Below are 19,021 nucleotides of genomic sequence, written 5' to 3'. Positions count from 1 at the left end.
AGCAATATTATATTGATTATTTACGTTTTGCCAAATATACTTGTCTAGACAAATCTATATTGGCAGGAAGGTGCTATTTTAATGGATAAATTGAATGTGATCCCAAAAGAAAAGGAATTTAAATTTTTGACTGTTTATAACCAGCTTTTTAAAATGATAAATGAAGGTAATTTCCCTGAGGGGAGCAGGCTGCCCTCCGAGCCTGACTTGTCTAAGTTGCTCGGTGTAAGCAGAACAACCTTAAGGCAGGCGTTATCACTGCTTCAAGACGATGGAGTAGTTAAAAATATTAGGGGAAAAGGAAATTATATAATAAAATCACACTCTGAAAAACCTATTGGGTTAGAAGCAATTGGACATCCAGTATACAAGTGTTCTTCTGATACAATTGATGAAATTAAGATGGAACTGCGTATAGAACCATCTTCAGATTACATAAACCAAACTTTAGGGAGAAAAACTCCTGTTGTAGTAGTTATTGATAGATGGTATAAATCTCAGGGTAATCCTGTTGCCTACTCATTTACCTTGATTCCAATCGAGACTATTTCAAAATTTAATATAGATTTAAACAACCATGATAGAGTGTTGGAATTTATAGAGAAAGAACTTTATGACCTATGCAGCAATGTACTAGTTGAAATTAAATATTCAACCTCTGGAAATGTTTCAGCAAAGTTCTCTCCAATTTCGTCTGAAAATCAGTTTTATCTTGTACAAGAAACCATGTATGAAGGTTCGGACTTCCCAGTAGTTTCTAATAAGCACTACTTACCAATTAAATCAAGTTTTATTGAAGTTCATCAAAAAAAATAGGAAGAACACCAAGCTTAGTGTTCTTCCTATTTAAATTTGCCTTTTCACTTCTAATCTTAACAATTCATAATATTTAAGTCTAATTATTTAAAACAATCCTAAGCAGTAAGCAAAGGGATTTACAATAATATAATTATTTAGATATATATTTATAGCTCTATAGTAATATCTACTTTCTATAATAATCAGCCATTTGATCCAGGGTAGTACATTTCACTTTATTGGCGTGGCCCACAGAACCAAACTCAACAATTAATGTACCCACAACTTCTTTTACACCCTTTTCAATACAATCCACAACTGCTGCAACCTCAACATCAGGAACAATTCCAGTAGTTACTGTATCCATTATTGGAGTCAAGAATACTCTTGGATCAAATTGATTATTTTTTGTACAAAGCAGCCTGTAAATTTCACCTACGGATTTACTATTCTTTAATGTAGGGTTTTGTGTAAACAATTCCCACAGGTTTCTAGTAACTGCAAGACGGATATCCGTGTCAACATTTATTTTTCCAATACCATAAGGTATTACTGATTTTAATTCGTTAATCGGAATCCCATAGGCATTTTGAATGTTTCCTCCTAGCTGATTTATTTCATCAACTATATATCCAGGCACTGTAGAGGAGCCGTGAGATACTAGAACCCCAAATATCCCTTCATGTCGGAGGTTTTCTGTACAGGCAATAGCAATTTCCTTTCTTAGCTTTGCATCTTTCCCCTTATTTGCACCATGCATGGTTCCATAAGAAATTGCAAGGCAATCCACTCCGGTTTTTCGGAAAAACTCAACGACTTTCATAGGATTAGTGTACGTAGAGTTTTCGGCGAATACATCATCTTCTACACCTGCCAAAACACCAAGCTCCCCTTCTACTGTAACGCCTCTTTCATGAGCATACCTTACTACTTCACGAGTTAGCTCTGCATTTTCATCAAAGCTTAGATGGGACCCGTCAATCATAACAGACGTATAGCCATTATCTATAGCAGCCTTAACAGAATCAAAGTCTTTGCCATGATCAAGATGAAGAACTACAGGGATCTCTGTTTCAGCTGCAAATTTTTTAACTGCATCTGCAATACGTTTTGCTCCAAGCTTCTTATCCTCCAGTGTGGAATTCATAAAATCAGTTCGTCCACCCATAAAGCCATTTGCAAGATCAGCGCCTTGCAGTATTGCTGCTGAACGAAAGGTACTATGAATATCTATTACTGCCTTCGCCTGAGCCACAGCATTTACATTAAATGCACCTTGTGCGAATTTATATTTGTTTATTGTCTCTAATAAAGGTCTTAACGGAATTAATGGCATACTATTCCTCCTAGTTTAAAATGCTTGCTCTGCAGCATTTGAATTTATTGTTATTTTTGCATCAGGGTGATTTTGAACTAATGTAACTGGGAAATGAGCTGATATTTCTCCATAAGCAGCTTGCCTTACCACAGCTCTATGCCAGTCTCTAAAGCAATACAGCCTTATCTTTTTAGCAGATAAAATCTCTTTCATTCCGATAGTTACACAATATTTTGGCATTGCATCAATTGCACCATTTAAGTCACCAACTGCATTTATTGTTCTAGTCTCTCGTGAAATTTCAAGTACTCTAGTAGTTCTTTCTGCAAATTCTTCTGGTGTTATATCCTCCGGCTCATTGAAAGCAAGATGTCCATTTATACCAATCCCACCGAAACAGATATCTACACCACCAAGTTTATTAATAGTATCTGAGATATTCTTTAAATTGTTTGGGTCTGGAAAAATTCTCTGTTCTTCTGCCATAAGAAGTTCTGGTTTTATTTTGCTGTAAACTTCACGATTCATAAACCCTCTGAAGCTTAATTTATGTTTAATACTTATCCATTGTTTTTCCTCATCCAAGTACTCGTCCATATTTATAAACCAAACATTTTTTAAACTGATGTCATGAAAATTTACTAGTCTTACAAAGATGGGATACTGGCCTACTGGTCCCACAGGACAGATAAATACTGTATTTTTATCTAAAGCATTATTTTCCACAATAGCATTAACCATTTCCAACGCCATTTCATAAAATACCTCGCCGGAATCACCAAGCTTTAGCACATTAATCTTTGCACCTATGCCTAGTTCTATGGATGTTTTTTTAAAGTAATCATGCATTGCGATCCCCTCCACTTTTAATATATTTTTCTTCCCATAACAAAGGTATTAGTTACATCATAATTATGGTTTAATACAACCAAGTCAGCATCTTTGCCAACCTCAATAGTACCTTTTTCTTTTGAAAAGCCAAGCAGACTTGCAGGATTTTCTGACATAATCTTCGAAATTTCTCCTATAGGTCTTCCTGTGAATTTTATTAAATTTTTAAACATATTGCCAGTTGTAAGAGTACTACCCGCTCTTGCAGAAAGGTCCGCAAGACGTGCATCTCCATTGATTACCACAATATCATTAACCCCTAGCTTATATTCACCATCACCTAATCCAGCTGCCATAATACTGTCTGTTACACCAATTACACGATTTATTCCTTTAGTTTTTAAAAGTATTCGCACCACTGCAGGATGAAGGTGAATTCCATCGCAGATTGCTTCACAATATATATCGCTTTCAAGTACTGCGCCACTAATTGCAGGAAAGTGCTGATGCATAAGCTTCATCACATTAAAAGTATGAGTAGCGCTTTTTGCTCCATTTTCAATGCATTTCATTGTTGTCTCATAATCCGCCCCACTATGTCCCAAGGAGATTACAACCCCTGTTTTGCTAATTTCCTTAATAAACTCTGGAACTCCTTCTACCTCTGGTGATACTGTCATTAATTTAATGTTTCCCTCTGCAACTTTCTGATAATAGTTAAAATCTGAAACAGAAGGTGTTTGCAATAGATGCTCAGGCATGGCTCCTTTGTATTCCTTGCAAAGATAAGGACCTTCTAGGTGAATACCTAGTATCTCACTTCCTGTATTCAAAGTATTTTTTGCTTGAATAATATTTTCAATGCATTCGCAGAGTTTTTCTTTTGTATCTGTCAATAAAGTTGGCAGAAAACCCGTTGTTCCTTGAGAGGCGAAGAATTCACAAAGCTTGCGAATATCATCCACTTCAGCGTTATTCATATCTACTCCAGCTCCGCCATGAGTGTGCATATCAATGAACCCTGGAAGAACTAGGTTATCTTCTGCGTCAAAAACTTCAGCATCTTTTCTATGTGAAATATTTTTTGATATTTCTACTACCCTTCCATCTTCTACCAGAACATCTGATGCAGTTACTTGACCATTAACTAATACATTCCCATTTCTTATTAATAAATTCCGTACCATTCAAACCATCCTTTCTTTATCTATTAATTTCAATAGTTTGAGTACAGGTAAAATGTTCACCTGCATTTATCTTTTGAATTCCAAGTTTCTTATCAAGTTGACCCTCTGTATTGTACATGTCTGGTAGTCCATGCCAAGGCTCTATGCAAATAAATTTTACATTATCAGGCATAGACCAAAGTACAACATACTCAAAATCTTTTATATTAACTTTTACATATCTTCCTGTATTGTTTTCGATAATACTTACATAATCGGACCTTAACTTAGACAAGATTATACTGCTTTGAAATATTTTATCGTTAAGCTCAATTATATTTTTCTTGTCAAAGTATATTCTTTGTTCTCCGCTTAAGAGTCCCTCAGAATTACATAATAACTCTACAGGCGTTTCTTCTTTTTCAAATACAATACTATAGTCTTCTATAGACTTTGTACTATCAAAAGGACACATAAGTCCTGTATGATACCCTATACTAAACAGCATCTCATAATTTCCGCAATTTACAACCTCAAAGGTGCAATTAAGCCTATTATTATCCAGCTCATACCTTGTATATAACTTAAATCGGTATGGATACAGCTTAAAGGTTTCTTCATTGCTTTCTAAAACAAAAGTAATAGATGTCTCACTTTGATTAACTAATTCATGTTCATAATCACGTGCAAAACCATGCATAGGAGACTGGTAGTCTTTGCCCTCAAGCTTGTAAATATTCCCCTTAAGCCTACCACAGTGAGGAAATAGTATAGGTGATCTCCTTGGCCAAATAGACTTATCTCCCTGCCATAAATGCTGAGTCTGGTCACTTTTGTTTACGATAGACCAGAGTTCAGCGCCAAAGCTGTTAATCTCTACTTCTAAATGTTGATTTTCTATTTTATATATCATTATTATTTACCTAACCAATATTCATAGCTACTATTTTAGATTTTCTCAGATTATTTACTATTAAAGGTATTAGAATAATCTGGATAACTATACCTGGCAATGCTGTAACAAATGCTCCAGAGATAAACACTGCCATTCCATAGGCTTTATCCGTGAAGCTAAATAATATGGTATTTACAACACCCAAAACAATTCTTCCACCCAACATGGCTCCAATAAGTGAAAGGTATATCTTTCCCCTTGTGTAAAGATATATTATCCCTGTAAGTGCGCCATAGGCCCCCAGCTCGAACATCATGGATATGCCTGTTGGAAATAATGGAGGCTTTCCAGTTAAGACGGAAGCTAATAGAGGCACAATCACACCACAGAAAGCCCCGTAAGGCCACCCACATATAAATCCGCAGAGCAGCACTGTAATATGCATCGGCAGTAGAATTGCTCCTGGATTTGATACAGGTATAATCTTTACGAACTGTGGAAGAATCAGGCCAATTCCTATGCAAAGACCAGTATATACAAGCTTTTGAGTACGATTAATTTTCATGTAAGAACCCCTTTCAAATGCTAAAATGCTGTGGTATCAATTATAATATTACAATGATCTTTTATATTAAGTTTTAAAAAATAATCCTCTTCCAACGGAATCCATCTATTAATAAAGTTTTGCAGCATTCTCTCTCCATTACGTTTGAGGATACGTCGCTGTTGAGTCTTAGGCTCAATAGTTAAGAAGATTTTATAATTATAAGCATGCATCAGGGTTGGATGAAGGCAATAACTGCCTTCAACTATATTTATATTTTTATATTTTACATGGATTGGCTCGCCTAACTTTCCTTTGGAGCAGCAGTATGGTCTGAAGGCTACATCCTCTTGCTTTAGAAGTCCATTAAGAACTTCATCCCGGAATCTCTCATAATGAACATTGCCACCAGGCTCAGCAAGACGTTCTTCTGTCTTCATTTCAAAAGGGAGAAAGAAATCATCCATGTGAAACACATTGCAGTCAAACTGTTCTCTTAATAGTTCCGCCAGAGAAGTTTTTCCACTGCCGCAGCGGCCATCAATTGCAATAATGGCTGGTACATCAGCCTCTGCATATTTCTTCAATGCTGTAATAACGGGTAGAAATTCCACGCAGTTTCTTCCTCCTTTGTAAGGTTTCTTCTATCCCTGATGACACGAGTCAACTCCATAATTACCTTGTCCTTCATGCTTCATGCAAAGATGAACAGCTGCAGTTTTAAAGGCAAGTGGCAGCGCAAGAATATTGGGATTTTGTCCAACATATTTTTTCTTTGCATCTTCTAATGCTTCCTCAAAAGTTGATCTGGTTTTTAACCCCATCGCTCTAGCATAGCCAGGCTCCTGCGCACCTACAATGTATATAGCAGAAGTATTCATCTCAGCAATGTGTCCACAACTAATCATTGAAAATGCGTGGAATGGATGAAAACCATTGCCGAAGCGATAATTTCTTATATATTCCTCATTGGTTGCAAACATTTCACCATATCTGTTCATATCGGGGAGAATATTCATATAGTTCTTCTGGAACATATTAAATACCTCACGGTATCCAGTGAATAGCTCATCATGGAAAAATCCGTTGCAGATGGATGATACAATAAACACACAGTTAGGTGATAGAATTCTCTTGTGCCTTATGACTTGAGCCGAAAGTGCTTGCATCATCATTACCGGATTAGTTCCCATTCCGTCGCCATAATGGAAGTACTGCGGCATTCCAAATATCACCACATCATATTTTTTCTCTGCCCAATGTACATAAGTACGTTTATCTGCTGTTTCAAAAGCCTTTGGTTGCATCTCTGCTGCATAGCCGCTGTTAATCTCAATCTGACGTGATTTAGTATCTAGTACTGCATCGCAGCAGAAAAATTTCTTGCCCATCTTTTCTTCCATGTACATTCCAATTTCATCGAACTTTCTTCTCATTAGAGAAGTATTTGATACAGGTGTAAAGTCTTTGCGGTGCATAACCTCAGGTACATGGTGTGTTGCAATAGAGCGCCAATGTGTAATACCTGTAGAACAATGCTTATAACCACCTGAATATCCTCCATATGGATTTCCTTGTGTATGACCTATAAGCACTGCAATATCTGCATCATAAACATATTTATTCATAAGAACTGCATCACCGCGCTCTGTTTTACCAAGATCCACCAAATTGTCATAATCCTCACTGTCATGGTTAATTATTTGATGAGTATACCAGAACTCATTAAATAACTCTTCTCCCAGCACTCCTTTAATTTCTTTTTCAGTATTTTTACGGTGCAAGCCATTTGAACAAATGAGAAGTATATCTTTTTTCTCAACTCCTGCTTTATATAGCTCTTCTAAAATTATTGGAATAGATATCTTTCTGTGAGCTGTTGGCTGTTCTCCGCCTTTAACTCTGTCAGGGAATATGATAACAGCCTTATGCCCCTTCTTTGCAAGCTTAGACAATGGCTCCATGCCTATTGGATTTAGTATTGATTTTCTAGTTTCCTCTATTAACTTATCCTCAGGAATACATTCTGGATCAGGTACTGTCACTCCTGGAATAAACACATCAGTATTATCAGGTAAATTTGCCTCCATAGTCCCATGCCCGTACTCAAATGATAATTTCATAAATATTTCCTCCTTTTAGTTGAAACAATGATTAGTTTAAGACTACTCGCTCCCTCTCGCAAACTGCACGTTTAAGTGCATTTAGGACTTTAACCTCCTAAATTATTAAATAACCATATGTTATTTTCATTTTTATATTTAAAAACCCGTATAGGCCCTAACAATCTCTAAATATTCTTCAGGGTAAAATCCAATTTCTCCACTGAATCTTGTTAATGCAATCAAACCTCCATCAATCTCAGCTATAGAGGCAAGCATTTCTGCATTATCAGCTTTTAAACCTCCGCCATAAACTACTGACAAACCATTAGTTGATTCCTTAATAAAGCGTGCAACCTTTTGAATATATTCCTTTGAAGGCGGTGTCTTTCCTGGTCCAATTGCCCATACTGGCTCATAAGCTATAATAACCTTTGACATGTCTACACCTTCAATACCTATAGAAAGCTGTTTTCTTAAAACCTCCTGCCAGTTTTGCTGTTCCTCTGAAGTTTCACCAATACAATATAATACCTTTAAACCTGATTTAACTGCACATTTAACTTCTTTATTTAGCAAACGATTAACTGCATCAGTATCATAAACTCCAGCCTCCTGCATAATACCAAGCATATCTCTTCTTTCTTCACAGTGTCCTATAATTGTATATTCGCATCCAATACTCTTTACTGCATTAGCAGTACAGTTTGTAGTATAGGCACCAAAATTACCTCCTATAGAAGTATCCTCTCTGAATACTCCCTGACATCCAATCTTTACGGGGCTACTTTGAGACCTTTCATTAACAGCACCAATTAAATGTGCCTCTGGGAAAAACATTACAAACTCAGTATCATCAGCACTATATTTTTTCAATGTTTCTTGAATATTACCTACGATATATTTACTCCACTCTTTAATTGGAGCAATACTGTTTACGCCGCCTAATTCCTTTGGAATATCAAATCTCTTAAGATTTAAAAATATATGTTTCACTGTAATCCCCTGCCTTGTTTCTAACTTTTAATTATTGTCTATATGATTATAGTAGCATATAGTCTTCAAAACTTTCTCAAGATTTTACCCAAACGTTTGCTAAGATATTAATAGAAATGTTAAAATAAAACTATTAAAATAAGCCTATCAAGTTATATGGAGGTTTTATCATGACACTGAAAGATATTGCTGCACGTGTGGGTGTTTCTGTTTCTACTGTTTCTAGAGTAATAAATAATAAAGATACAAAAGCAGCCAGCCAGGAGTTACAAGAAAAAATCTGGTCTATTGTACGAGAGACTGGTTATACTCCTAATGCCGCTGCACGCAGTCTGAAGTTAGGCGAAAGCGATACCCCTAGCATAAAGGAAAATAAAGGCATAGCCTGCATAGTAGCACGTTCTGTTGACGCAATCGATGAACCATTTTTTTTGGATCTTTCTCGTTCTATAGAAAAAGAGGCTTTTAAGCAAGGCTACAACTTAAGATATACTTTTTCAGCCTTCGATTTAAACAGTTCAACAACATTTAACATCATATCAAATACCAAAGTAGATGGTGTTGTAGTTCTTGGAAGATTTAATCCAAACCTTATAAGCTTTCTAAAAAAGCATTACAAGAATATTGTATATGCGGGACTTAATAGCATTGATTGCAACTATGACCAAATTATTTGTGATGGTTATAAGGCATCCATAGCTGCAGTAAAACACCTTGCAAGCCAAAGACACACAAATATAGGATATATCGGAGAAGTGAATAACGAAGTCCGCTATAAAGGATATAGCGATGCCCTAAAGGAATTATCCCTTCCCATAAATCATAAATGTATTATTAACACTCATTTATCAACTGATGGAGGATACAAAGGAGCAAAAGAACTTTTGCGAAATAACACAAATATTACCGCAATATTTTGCGCTAACGATATTACTGCAATAGGAGCATTAAAAGCTATTAAGGAAAATAACCTTCGAGTGCCAGAGGATATCTCTATCATCAGCATTGATGATATCGACATGGCTCAATATGTATCCCCTATGCTGACTACTGTACATATTCCTATAGATGAACTAGGTAAAATAACTGCAAAAACATTAATTGATCGGATTGAGCACGGGCATAGCCTTCCAATTAAAATAGATATACCTTTTACTATCGCAAAGCGCGAAAGTAGCACTATGAAAGTATAACTATAAAAAATAAGACTTCAGCAAAATCGAATTTTTACTGAAGTCTACTATTTTATTATAGTATATGGCTCAAACAAGCTAGCGGGCTTTTTCCAACTATAAGGTTTTTGCCGTCAGTGTAGCCTTCTTCTCTTCCTTCTAGTTCTTTTATTAGCTGCCTTCTTAAGTAATTAATTCTTGAGGCATAATTCTCATCCTTTATAAGGTCTTGAATCTCATGCGGATCCTTATAGATGTCAAAATACTGTTCTTGACCTGTTTGAGAATACCATATGTATTTATCTTTATCGGTAACTATATAATGATTAGAAATTATTCCTCCACTATGTTCACCATGTAAGTATTCTCTCCAAGAATCAGAACTGCCTTCTATCAATGTTCTAACACTTTTACCATCTACAGTATCTGGGATATCCAAACCTGCTATATCTAATAATGTAGGCATAATATCCCTAAGCTCTACAATATCAGAAATAACTCTTCCCCTTTCTCTTCCTAATAAATTACCTGGATCATATATAATAAATGGAACAGCTATGCTCCCCTGATAAGGATAGGTTTTTCTGAATAAATTATGATCTCCAAGTAAGTCACCATGGTCAGAAGTAAATAATATAATGGAATTATTTAAGCAGTTGTATTCATCAAGCACTTGCAGAAATCTTCCTATCTGGTGATCAATATGAGTTATCAAGCCATAATACGAAGCCTTTGCCCTTCTTAATGCCTTTTTGTTAACCATACCTTTTGAGCAATTAAATATTTGCCCGGCACCTTTCTTATCTTCCGTGTCAGCCCAATCGCCAATAGGAGAATCTTTAATATATTCATTTATATATTGATTATAATAAACCTCTGGTGGATCTAATGGCGAATGTGGTCTTACATAAGACATCTTTAAGAAGAATGGCTTTCTCGGATCTCTCTTTCTTAAGAAATCTATAGATTGTGTTGTTACCCAATTTGTTGGATGAAGTTCCTCACTATACATCCAAGGTCTTGATATCCATGAATTACACTCAAGCCCGCAATCAAGCAAATCAATATTGCAATTTTTCTCTTTTAACCAATTTAAATAGTCATCGCATTGATTAAAATGCTCAATTATTGAAACATTAGAATTTCTGCAGTAATGAAAATATCCATCATGTAAAACAACATTATGAAAACCACAAAGATTTCTTGTTGGATATACATGCATTTTTCCTATAGCTTGAGTATGATATCCAGCATTCATAAATTCTGAAGCAATTGTATGTTCATAATTCCAATCAACTTTATCCATATACCCTACTCTTCCATGAGATCTCTGAGACATTCCTGTAAGTATAGCAGCTCTTGCTGGAACACAAGTTGGTGTTGCTGAATATGCATTATTAAACAAGTATCCATTTCTCACCATAGTATCAAGATAAGGAGTTTCAACTACTGAATACCCTAGTACTCCAATACAGTCTCCACGCATTTGATCTACTTCTATCAAAATTACATTTGGTTTCATTTTCGTACTCCTTTAAGCCAAAAAGACTTATACCTTTTCACTTCTTCTCTTAAAAAGGCTTGTCAGTAAATCTAATAACAAGTTTTTCAGCAGCATGCTGTTCAAATATTACAATTTTATTATTACCCTCTTTTAAGAGTGGGCCTGGTATATATAACTTCTTCTGCGGACCTATATTCCAATACCTGCCTATGTTAAAACCATTTATAAATACAACACCTTTTGTCCATCCTTCTAGATCAAGAAACGTGTCTCCCACCTCTTTAATATTAAAGCTTGCTCTATAGAACATTGGTTTATCTTTCTGAAGATTTTCAGGTAAATTATCAAATTTTATCGCTTCTATATTGTTTAGAGGTAGCGGATATATTTCCCACCCATAGTGAAACTGGTAATCAAGCTTAACATTATCACTTATTCCTTTAAAATCCTTTAGATATGGACCATAGTTGATTCTACCCATGTTTTCAACAAGAATATCAAGTTTGTTCGAGTCTTCTTCAAAATCAAGTACAATATCCTTCTTCAAATCATTTCTATGCACCGTTCCTTTATATTGACCATTAACAAATATTTGAGCTCTATCATGCATATCCATAAAGGACATAGTAGCACCTTTCCATGGACCCTTTATCTCTGTCCTATATAATATGAAGCCATAGTCTTGATCAACTTCTTCCATTGTCTGAACATATGGAGTATATATTGGCTCAGCTATGCTAGGAAGTATATCAAAAAGTGCAGAGCCTTCAGTGATCCTTACCTCTCCATAAGTCTTCTTCCTGATATTCGTAGAGAGCTTGACCTCAGGAGCAGTTTGATACTTGCTTATTAACTCCTTAACAAGATAATATTTATCTGTAGGCTCACCATCTTCACTTAATAAGGAACCATAATCATAACTTGTTACCGTTGCATCATATTTCTCAAAATAGTTAGCTCCATTATAAAAGCCAAAATTAGTTCCGCCATGAAACATATAGAAATTCACTGAGCTTCCTGCTTTAAGAATATCTTCAAAAACCTCTGCTACATCTTTAGCATCTCTTATATGATGCTCGTTCCCCCACTGGTCAAACCAGCCAATCCAAAACTCTGTACACATTAATGGGCCTTCCTTTTCATATTCCCTAAGTTTTTTAAAGGCTTCTTCTGCCTTTGACCCAAAGTTTGCGGTCTTTAGAATATTAGGAAGGGTTCCGCCACCAAGCATAAGATCACTTGGTCCGTCAGACGTAAACAGGAGCACGTCTATTCCTCTTTTTATAAGAGCTTTTTCAATATATTTAAGATATTCCTTATCATTGCCATAGCTTCCATATTCATTTTCTACTTGCATAGCTATTATTGGTCCGCCATTTGTGCACAATAAAGGTTTCATTTTTTCAATTAGAATGTCATAGTATTTATCAACCCTGTCAAGAAATGGCTTATATGCACATCTTAATCTCATGTTACGATCCTTAAGCAACCAGGAGGGCAATCCTCCAAACTCCCATTCTGCGCATATAAAAGGGGATGGTCTTACTATAACAAGAAGGCCTAACTCCTGAGCAATCTTTATGAATCCTTCAATATCAGCCATGCCTGCAAAATTATATTGTTCTGGTTGAGGTTCATGTAAATTCCAAGGCACATAGGTCTCTACTGTATTAAATCCACAGGCTTTTAACTTTTCCAGTCTATCTCTCCAATATTCTGGCACCACTCTGAAGTAGTGAATACTTCCTGAAATAATTCGTATTTCACTTTCATTATAAAAAAATCTACCATTTCTAGCTTCAAATTTAGCCATAACTATCTCCTTTACAAAACAACCTGTTTAAGTTATATTACCATGAATGTTAATTCTTCCGCTTCGAGTCTGCTGCTTCTTGCCTTTAATTTTATATCACCCTTTTCGCCCATAGTTCTAATCCATACTGCAATACAGCCACCAATAAAGGCTGTGATCTTGGGTCCAATAATCTCACCAGGTCCGGATATTTCAAATTCAACAGGCTCATTAATATATGGAAGTATATTTCCTGCCTTATCCACTATTTTATAAACTATCCTTGTTGCGTCCATATCACCTGAAGAAAGAGTAAGGTCATCAGCTTCGGCAGTTATTAATTTCGGCACAGGATTTCTACAAAACTTCTTGCTTATAACTTCCTTGCCATTAATATAGCCTTTAAATTCAGCCTCTCCCCATGAAACTCCCCAGTCTCCAGGAATCTCATGAATAAATACCGGTGGATATTCTAATCCTGCAAAGTTTTCCTTATCAGGATAATACTTTCCTAAAAGCTTACCTTCAACATAAAGCTCCACAGCCTCACAGTTTGTACAAATAACCTGCGGAACAATCATTCCTATATTACGTTCGCCACGGCTCCATAAGGTTAAAGGCTCGAGTATAACCTCCTTGTCAGGACTTACCTGACTTTTATACATAAAAGCTACAAACTTATGAATTCTAAACATGTCCATAACACCATGGTAGCAAATTCTATCACCTGAACCAAAGTCAAAGTGTGTGTTATAATCAAAAGCACACCAGCCTATAGCTCCAGAAATATTATTCTCTAAGGCAGCTTTATTGTTAACTCTAAAATGCCTTAATGCCTGTTCTATCAATCGTTCCTCATTATCAAACCTCTTTGTCGGATAAATATGCCCATTAAATTCAGTTACCATATATGGTACATGCTTATCTAATCCTGTAACATGCTTTTGGTCTCTTAAAACTATTTCTTCTCCCCTATGGATAAAATCATTCATAGTGTATACATCCTCTAGAAGCTCACTTCGCTCTATGCATCGAACTCCTCCGGTTTGGCGTGTATCGTCAAGTTCATGTGCAATAGCATTTGTTTTTGTATAGAAGTCGTGATTATCTCCAGATTCGTTAATACGAACTCCCCATAGGAATATGGAAGGATGATTCCAATCTCTTTTAATCATCTCCCTTACATTCTCACAGGCTACAGCTTTCCACTCTTCATTGCCAATATGTTGCCAGCCTGGTATTTCCTCAAATACAAGAAGTCCAATTTCATCACAGCGGTCTAAAAAATGCCTTGATTGGGGATAATGAGAGGTTCTTACGGTATTAAGGTTAAGATCATATTTTAATATGTCTGCATCATTTCTTTGCGCTCTTGCTGGCATGGCATATCCCACATAAGGATAGGACTGATGACGATTAAGACCTCTGATTTTCAATCTTCTTCCGTTAAGATAAAAACCACCTTCAGTCACAATAGCTTCTCTAAAACCGATTCTTACTGCGAAGCTGTCATCATACCCGCTGCAGCACTCAATTGATACCTTAAAATCGTAAAGATTTGGGCTGTCAATATCCCACAGCTTTGCTTCCTTTATGCAGTCAAGCTGTATCTCGAATTTACAGTTTATGCCATATCTAAGGGAAAATAGCTCTTGTTTTTCTGCCAAAACCCTTTCACCCTCAGAAAGGTAGGCATTTAGCTTAAATCCTCCATGTGCCTTACTTGTATTGTTTATGTATACTTCTGCTAAAACCTTCTTCTCCTCTTTAAGTACACGAAGGGTTTTTGCAAATACATTACTTATATGTACTTTATCAACTATTCTTAGGCTTACTTCTCTATAAATTCCCCCAAAGGTTAAATAATCAATAACATATCCAAAGGGAGGTATATCTTCTCTCTCTGTAGAATCCACCATTACAGCAATAACATTTTCTTCTTCAAAGTTAACACAGCTTGTGATGTCAACGGAAAAAGGAGTATATCCTCCTTTGTGTTCACCAACATATAGGCCGTTGCAAAACACCCTTGCATAGGTCATAACTCCCTCAAAATCTATAAAAAGAAGCTTATCTTTATTTTCCATGCCAACGGTAAACTTTTTTCTATAGCAGGATACAAATTGGTAGGATTTTTCATCAAAATAGTTGTAGGGGACCTCTTTGTTTGCATGAGGAAGATTTACTGTTATAAAATCGGAGTCATCATAAAAGCTATTGATATACTCTTCTTTAAAATTATCTTTATATAACCACACACTATTTAATGAAATGTTCTGTCTTGGCATAGTGCTATCTCCTTACTGTAGTTATTCTTAAATCTAATATTTAATTAATAGAATATAATTTCCTTACATTAATTTAAATATAGCAGCAGAATTATCACTTCTGCTACTATAAATTTCATGTTACTTTCTTCTAACTGCTTCTGTAATCTCCAAGCCTGTGGAATAGTCAAGCTGTTTCGGCTCATACTCTTCATTTTCTCTTTGCCTGGTCATACCCGTATAAGACCAGGTAGCTGAGGAGGCATCCTTTTTCCAAGGCCGTTGCTCCCAATAGTAGCCTCTGAAGGGGTCACGGGTATTATTCATCCAAGCTAAAAGCATGTCATGCAGTTTATCCAGTACATCACCATATTCTGCATCCTTTATAATATTTTTCATTTCTGAAGGATCCTTCTCAATATCGTAAAGCTCATCTGAAGTTAAAAGATTTATAACAAGCTTGTACCTTCCGTCAAAAATCGCTCTCACAGGCTGAAAGCCGCCAAACCCATCATGGTCAACCTCATATCTTGAAAACTCCATAAATACAGCATCATTTGTTTTCACAGCTGGGTCACACAATGTACTTTTCAGACTCTTTCCTTCTAAAAGCTTTGCCACTGAAAGGCCTGCTGCCTCTAGAATTGTTGGAGTAATATCAATATGAGAAACAGGACTGTGGCATACAAAACCTTCAGGTGTTATTCCAGGCCACCTAACAATAAAAGGTATATTTGTAATCTCCTCATACATTGCAGCACCTTTGCCAGTGAGAGAATGTGAGTTAAGCATATCCCCATGGTCTGAGGTATATATTATTAAAGCATCGGGCGTACTCTCATAAATAGTATTCAAGACTCTCCCTATTTCATAGTCAACATAGGAATTGCAGCCAAAAAAATATTGCTGCTTTATTTTTAAGCTATCTTTGTCAGAATAAAGATTATCCCCAGCCCAAGCCCTATGGTGCTCTGGCTTGTCTTCAAGATTATCCCAAAGATTAATATTCTTCGGAAACTCATAATCCCTGTACATTGATGAGTATGGTTCTGGACATACATAGGGATCATGAGGCTCATCATAGGAAACTACTAAAAGAAAATCCTCATCTTTATTTTTAGATAGAAAATCAATAGCTCTATCACTGCATCTATGACTGTATGTAAACTCCTCAGTAATTTTTCTCTGCTCCATAATTTGCGGTTTTCTTGACCATACTCTATCCTCTTCTGTCAATTCCTCAAGATAGCACCTCATGTCATACCAATATTCACTATTCCAGCCATCAGGACATCGTCCAAGTCCAAAATAGTCTCCTCCGTCTAGATGCCATTTTCCTATATATGCCGTTTCAAATCCGTTGTCACGAAGCCGTTGTCCTATAGTTTTAACATTATCACCTAAAGCCATGCCGTTTCCCCAGCTGCCATTGGTATGAGGATATGTGCCGGTAAATATGGCTGACCGGGCCGGCCCACATACTGGCTGAGTTGTATATGCTTTATTAAAGCGCATGCCTATTTCAGCCAAATTATCAAGGTTTGGAGTTTTCATAGCCTTATTGCCATAACACCCCACCATATCCTTTCTTTGTGAATCTGTCATAATGACTATTATCTGCTTATGGTACAACTTTATTCCTCCTCTCGATCTACACGGTACATATTTAAAATTAGATAACTCATTATCTTACATCAGTTTATTTTTAAGCCTTAAGCTCAAATTTCCATTGTACTATTTGAATAAATCTGTAAACATCATACACAGGCTGAATTTTATCTTCTGTTTTTTGTATATAGCCTTTTAGTTCATTCCAAGTCTCATATATTTTTGCTTCATCGCCTTCAGTCTTGCACTGAAGAAATCTTGCAAAAAGCTTGCAGTAATCCACATGCCAATACAGATACTCCCAAGACTTTCTCCAGCAGTTGTTATCCAGGTTTAAATTGGCTTCTATCACTGGCATGAATGTGTCAACAAAACTAGCAACCTTTTTCATGTTTTCTCCTACTACTTCATCAATCCACTCTTTTTGCGCACACCAATACTCTATATCAAATAACTGAGACAATTCCTCTAGATAATTCTTACCTTCCTTCCATCTAGGACCAAACGCATTTTTAAAGTAATCCTCTGCAATATAATCAAACTCTATAGAAGTATTCCAAAGTGTAAGCCCCATAACATAATTAGGCAGCCCTGTTGGTAGGAAGGCTCTTTGCTCCTGACAGCTTAAATATCCATTCATGCCCAGATTCTTTAAACTTTTTATATCCTCGCTTATTACCCTAGAAATCTTGCAGTATCCAGGATCTCCGTAGTGAGCTCTTCCTAAAGGGTAATCAAAATCAAAGCTGTCACCCTTAAATATCTTCTGCCAGTGCTCCAAATATGCTAGATTTTCACCCAGGCTTGTTGGTAGCACCATCTTGTTTCTCGCATACTCTGGTATAGCTTCATTCCCTTTAAATCCCTTATAGGATTTTTCGAAGGTACGTGAAATTGGTGCAAACATCATTATAAATCTGTCTGGATTATTAATTTTCTCATGCTTTGGCGGCCACAACAGTTCGTAATATATGAGAAATACTATCTTCTGGTTCAGGCCTTCTCTTGTCAGCTTTTCATCCAGCAAATTAAGAATTCGAATATATAAATCTGTAGGTGTATGCTTTTTACATTCTTCACACTCACAATAGTTATTTAAATCATCTGCCAACCATACATGAAGAAAATCAATATAACTATGTTCAGCGATATACTGGACTATATGATTTGTTATCAGTTCTACTGCTTTAGGATTAGAATAACAAAGGTTAGTATTCATTGGTATTCCGTTCCACAAATCCCTTTTTCCATTTACTTCTGCTAGGTATTCGTATAACTCAGGTTTCAAGCTGTGCTTCTCAGAGTCCCAGCCTAGGGCCTGTATTCCTAAACATTCCGTAGTCCACCCATGCCCAACTGCATGGTATATCAAACCTCTTTTTTCAATCTCTTTTTCAAGCTTATGAGTAAGCTCCCTTGCCATATCTATGTTGAATGACTCTGCAGTCTTTGTTGGATTATTAACATGACTGTACCACTTGTCAAAGAAAGTATAAGCCTCTTTAAACTGAATAAAGTATGAATTATAAAAAACCTTCGGCAGCCATTCGATTATATCAGATACATTTTCATAGCTGTCAGCACCCTCTATTACAATACCTCTATGTCTCAAAGATGCGGTTTCTTTCAAGGATACATTGATTTCCTCTAAAGGCTTATTTATTATTATTTCTCCTTCTTTTCCTGGACGGACCCACCTGCAGCCTAATTCAGTTAAAAATCTATAAACAGCAAGCAATATGCTTCTTGAATTTGAACCTGCAATTATACCTGTACCTTTCTTAATATCAACATATACAGCATCATCAAGCTCTGCATTTTCCAATTTACAGTTCCAATACAGTTTAAAATCTGAAAAGCATCCAAGATAAATTATTTTTTCACATAGCCCGCTATTATTTTTTGCATTTGCTATGTTGTATTCATCACTGTTACAAGTTATCTCCTTTAGATACTTCATCAATTCTTCTGCAGCATAGCTTATTGTATTATCATCTTGCAATTTTACTATCTTAATCAAGTCCATAA

Annotated in this window: 15 protein-coding genes; 2 read left to right on the top strand and 13 right to left on the bottom strand. The window is 36.1% G+C overall.

Features of this window, described 5'->3' with window-relative positions; translation table 11 throughout:
* Positions 1 to 81: 81 nt before the first annotated feature.
* Positions 82 to 816, top strand: coding sequence for a GntR family transcriptional regulator (locus tag NBE98_RS16585; protein ID WP_250816130.1), 735 nt, complete (start codon positions 82 to 84; stop codon positions 814 to 816).
* Positions 817 to 985: 169 nt separating this feature from the next.
* Here the strand turns inward: NBE98_RS16585 and NBE98_RS16580 are convergent, their stop codons facing one another.
* The 8 genes from NBE98_RS16580 to NBE98_RS16545 form a co-directional block, all read right to left on the bottom strand.
* On the bottom strand, positions 986 to 2,134 hold the full coding sequence (locus NBE98_RS16580; RefSeq protein ID WP_250816129.1) for a class II fructose-bisphosphate aldolase: 1,149 nt from the start codon (positions 2,132 to 2,134) through the stop codon (positions 986 to 988).
* Positions 2,135 to 2,149: 15 nt separating this feature from the next.
* Entirely contained in the window at positions 2,150 to 2,965 is an 816-nt protein-coding gene (locus tag NBE98_RS16575; RefSeq protein WP_250816128.1) for a sugar phosphate isomerase family, read from the bottom strand.
* A gap of 17 nt (positions 2,966 to 2,982) precedes the next feature.
* Entirely contained in the window at positions 2,983 to 4,134 is a 1,152-nt protein-coding gene (gene nagA, locus NBE98_RS16570) for an N-acetylglucosamine-6-phosphate deacetylase (RefSeq protein WP_250816127.1), read from the bottom strand.
* Between the two features lie 16 nt (positions 4,135 to 4,150).
* Complete coding sequence (locus tag NBE98_RS16565; RefSeq protein WP_250816126.1) at positions 4,151 to 5,026, bottom strand: aldose 1-epimerase family protein; 876 nt, start codon at positions 5,024 to 5,026, stop codon at positions 4,151 to 4,153.
* A gap of 10 nt (positions 5,027 to 5,036) precedes the next feature.
* Complete coding sequence (locus tag NBE98_RS16560; protein ID WP_250816125.1) at positions 5,037 to 5,573, bottom strand: ECF transporter S component; 537 nt, start codon at positions 5,571 to 5,573, stop codon at positions 5,037 to 5,039.
* Positions 5,574 to 5,593: 20 nt separating this feature from the next.
* Complete coding sequence (locus NBE98_RS16555) at positions 5,594 to 6,166, bottom strand: uridine kinase family protein (RefSeq protein ID WP_250816124.1); 573 nt, start codon at positions 6,164 to 6,166, stop codon at positions 5,594 to 5,596.
* Between the two features lie 30 nt (positions 6,167 to 6,196).
* Positions 6,197 to 7,675: a lactate racemase domain-containing protein gene (locus tag NBE98_RS16550; RefSeq protein WP_250816123.1), complete on the bottom strand. Its 1,479-nt coding sequence runs from the start codon at positions 7,673 to 7,675 to the stop codon at positions 6,197 to 6,199.
* A gap of 138 nt (positions 7,676 to 7,813) precedes the next feature.
* Positions 7,814 to 8,650, bottom strand: coding sequence for a triose-phosphate isomerase family protein (locus tag NBE98_RS16545; protein WP_250816122.1), 837 nt, complete (start codon positions 8,648 to 8,650; stop codon positions 7,814 to 7,816).
* 170 nt (positions 8,651 to 8,820) lie between these two features.
* Between NBE98_RS16545 and NBE98_RS16540 the strand changes: the two genes are divergently transcribed.
* Positions 8,821 to 9,843, top strand: a complete 1,023-nt coding sequence (locus NBE98_RS16540; protein WP_250816121.1) for a LacI family DNA-binding transcriptional regulator — start codon at positions 8,821 to 8,823, stop codon at positions 9,841 to 9,843.
* A 55-nt stretch (positions 9,844 to 9,898) separates the two neighbouring features.
* Here the strand turns inward: NBE98_RS16540 and NBE98_RS16535 are convergent, their stop codons facing one another.
* The 5 genes from NBE98_RS16535 to NBE98_RS16515 all read right to left on the bottom strand — a co-directional run bounded on the left by NBE98_RS16535 (position 9,899) and on the right by NBE98_RS16515 (position 19,019).
* On the bottom strand, positions 9,899 to 11,344 hold the full coding sequence (locus NBE98_RS16535; protein WP_250816120.1) for an arylsulfatase: 1,446 nt from the start codon (positions 11,342 to 11,344) through the stop codon (positions 9,899 to 9,901).
* Positions 11,345 to 11,393: 49 nt separating this feature from the next.
* A complete protein-coding gene (locus NBE98_RS16530; RefSeq protein ID WP_250816119.1) occupies positions 11,394 to 13,139 on the bottom strand; it encodes a glycoside hydrolase family 35 protein in 1,746 nt (581 codons plus the stop codon).
* 32 nt (positions 13,140 to 13,171) lie between these two features.
* Positions 13,172 to 15,406, bottom strand: coding sequence for a glycoside hydrolase family 2 TIM barrel-domain containing protein (locus NBE98_RS16525; RefSeq protein ID WP_250816118.1), 2,235 nt, complete (start codon positions 15,404 to 15,406; stop codon positions 13,172 to 13,174).
* A gap of 120 nt (positions 15,407 to 15,526) precedes the next feature.
* Positions 15,527 to 17,017, bottom strand: coding sequence for a sulfatase-like hydrolase/transferase (locus NBE98_RS16520; RefSeq protein WP_284703652.1), 1,491 nt, complete (start codon positions 17,015 to 17,017; stop codon positions 15,527 to 15,529).
* A gap of 73 nt (positions 17,018 to 17,090) precedes the next feature.
* Entirely contained in the window at positions 17,091 to 19,019 is a 1,929-nt protein-coding gene (locus NBE98_RS16515; RefSeq protein ID WP_250816117.1) for a DUF4838 domain-containing protein, read from the bottom strand.
* Positions 19,020 to 19,021: the final 2 nt, after the last annotated feature.

It is taken from the genome of Clostridium swellfunianum (assembly GCF_023656515.1).
Classification (GTDB): domain Bacteria; phylum Bacillota; class Clostridia; order Clostridiales; family Clostridiaceae; genus Clostridium_AT; species Clostridium_AT swellfunianum.
Note: the sequence above shows the minus strand (reverse complement) of the source record. Positions and strands in the feature narration are given on the sequence as shown.

What these genes read in the sequence shown, in the direction of transcription:
- NBE98_RS16560 (WP_250816125.1), bottom strand. Translation starts at nt 5,573, where the DNA reads ATGAAAATTAATCGTACTCAAAAGCTTGTATATACTGGTCTTTGCATA.
- NBE98_RS16515 (WP_250816117.1), bottom strand. Translation starts at nt 19,019, where the DNA reads ATGGACTTGATTAAGATAGTAAAATTGCAAGATGATAATACAATAAGC.
- NBE98_RS16580 (WP_250816129.1), bottom strand. Translation starts at nt 2,134, where the DNA reads ATGCCATTAATTCCGTTAAGACCTTTATTAGAGACAATAAACAAATAT.
- NBE98_RS16575 (WP_250816128.1), bottom strand. Translation starts at nt 2,965, where the DNA reads ATGCATGATTACTTTAAAAAAACATCCATAGAACTAGGCATAGGTGCA.
- NBE98_RS16525 (WP_250816118.1), bottom strand. Translation starts at nt 15,406, where the DNA reads ATGCCAAGACAGAACATTTCATTAAATAGTGTGTGGTTATATAAAGAT.
- NBE98_RS16535 (WP_250816120.1), bottom strand. Translation starts at nt 11,344, where the DNA reads ATGAAACCAAATGTAATTTTGATAGAAGTAGATCAAATGCGTGGAGAC.
- NBE98_RS16550 (WP_250816123.1), bottom strand. Translation starts at nt 7,675, where the DNA reads ATGAAATTATCATTTGAGTACGGGCATGGGACTATGGAGGCAAATTTA.
- NBE98_RS16540 (WP_250816121.1), top strand. Translation starts at nt 8,821, where the DNA reads ATGACACTGAAAGATATTGCTGCACGTGTGGGTGTTTCTGTTTCTACT.
- NBE98_RS16530 (WP_250816119.1), bottom strand. Translation starts at nt 13,139, where the DNA reads ATGGCTAAATTTGAAGCTAGAAATGGTAGATTTTTTTATAATGAAAGT.
- nagA (WP_250816127.1), bottom strand. Translation starts at nt 4,134, where the DNA reads ATGGTACGGAATTTATTAATAAGAAATGGGAATGTATTAGTTAATGGT.
- NBE98_RS16585 (WP_250816130.1), top strand. Translation starts at nt 82, where the DNA reads ATGGATAAATTGAATGTGATCCCAAAAGAAAAGGAATTTAAATTTTTG.
- NBE98_RS16565 (WP_250816126.1), bottom strand. Translation starts at nt 5,026, where the DNA reads ATGATATATAAAATAGAAAATCAACATTTAGAAGTAGAGATTAACAGC.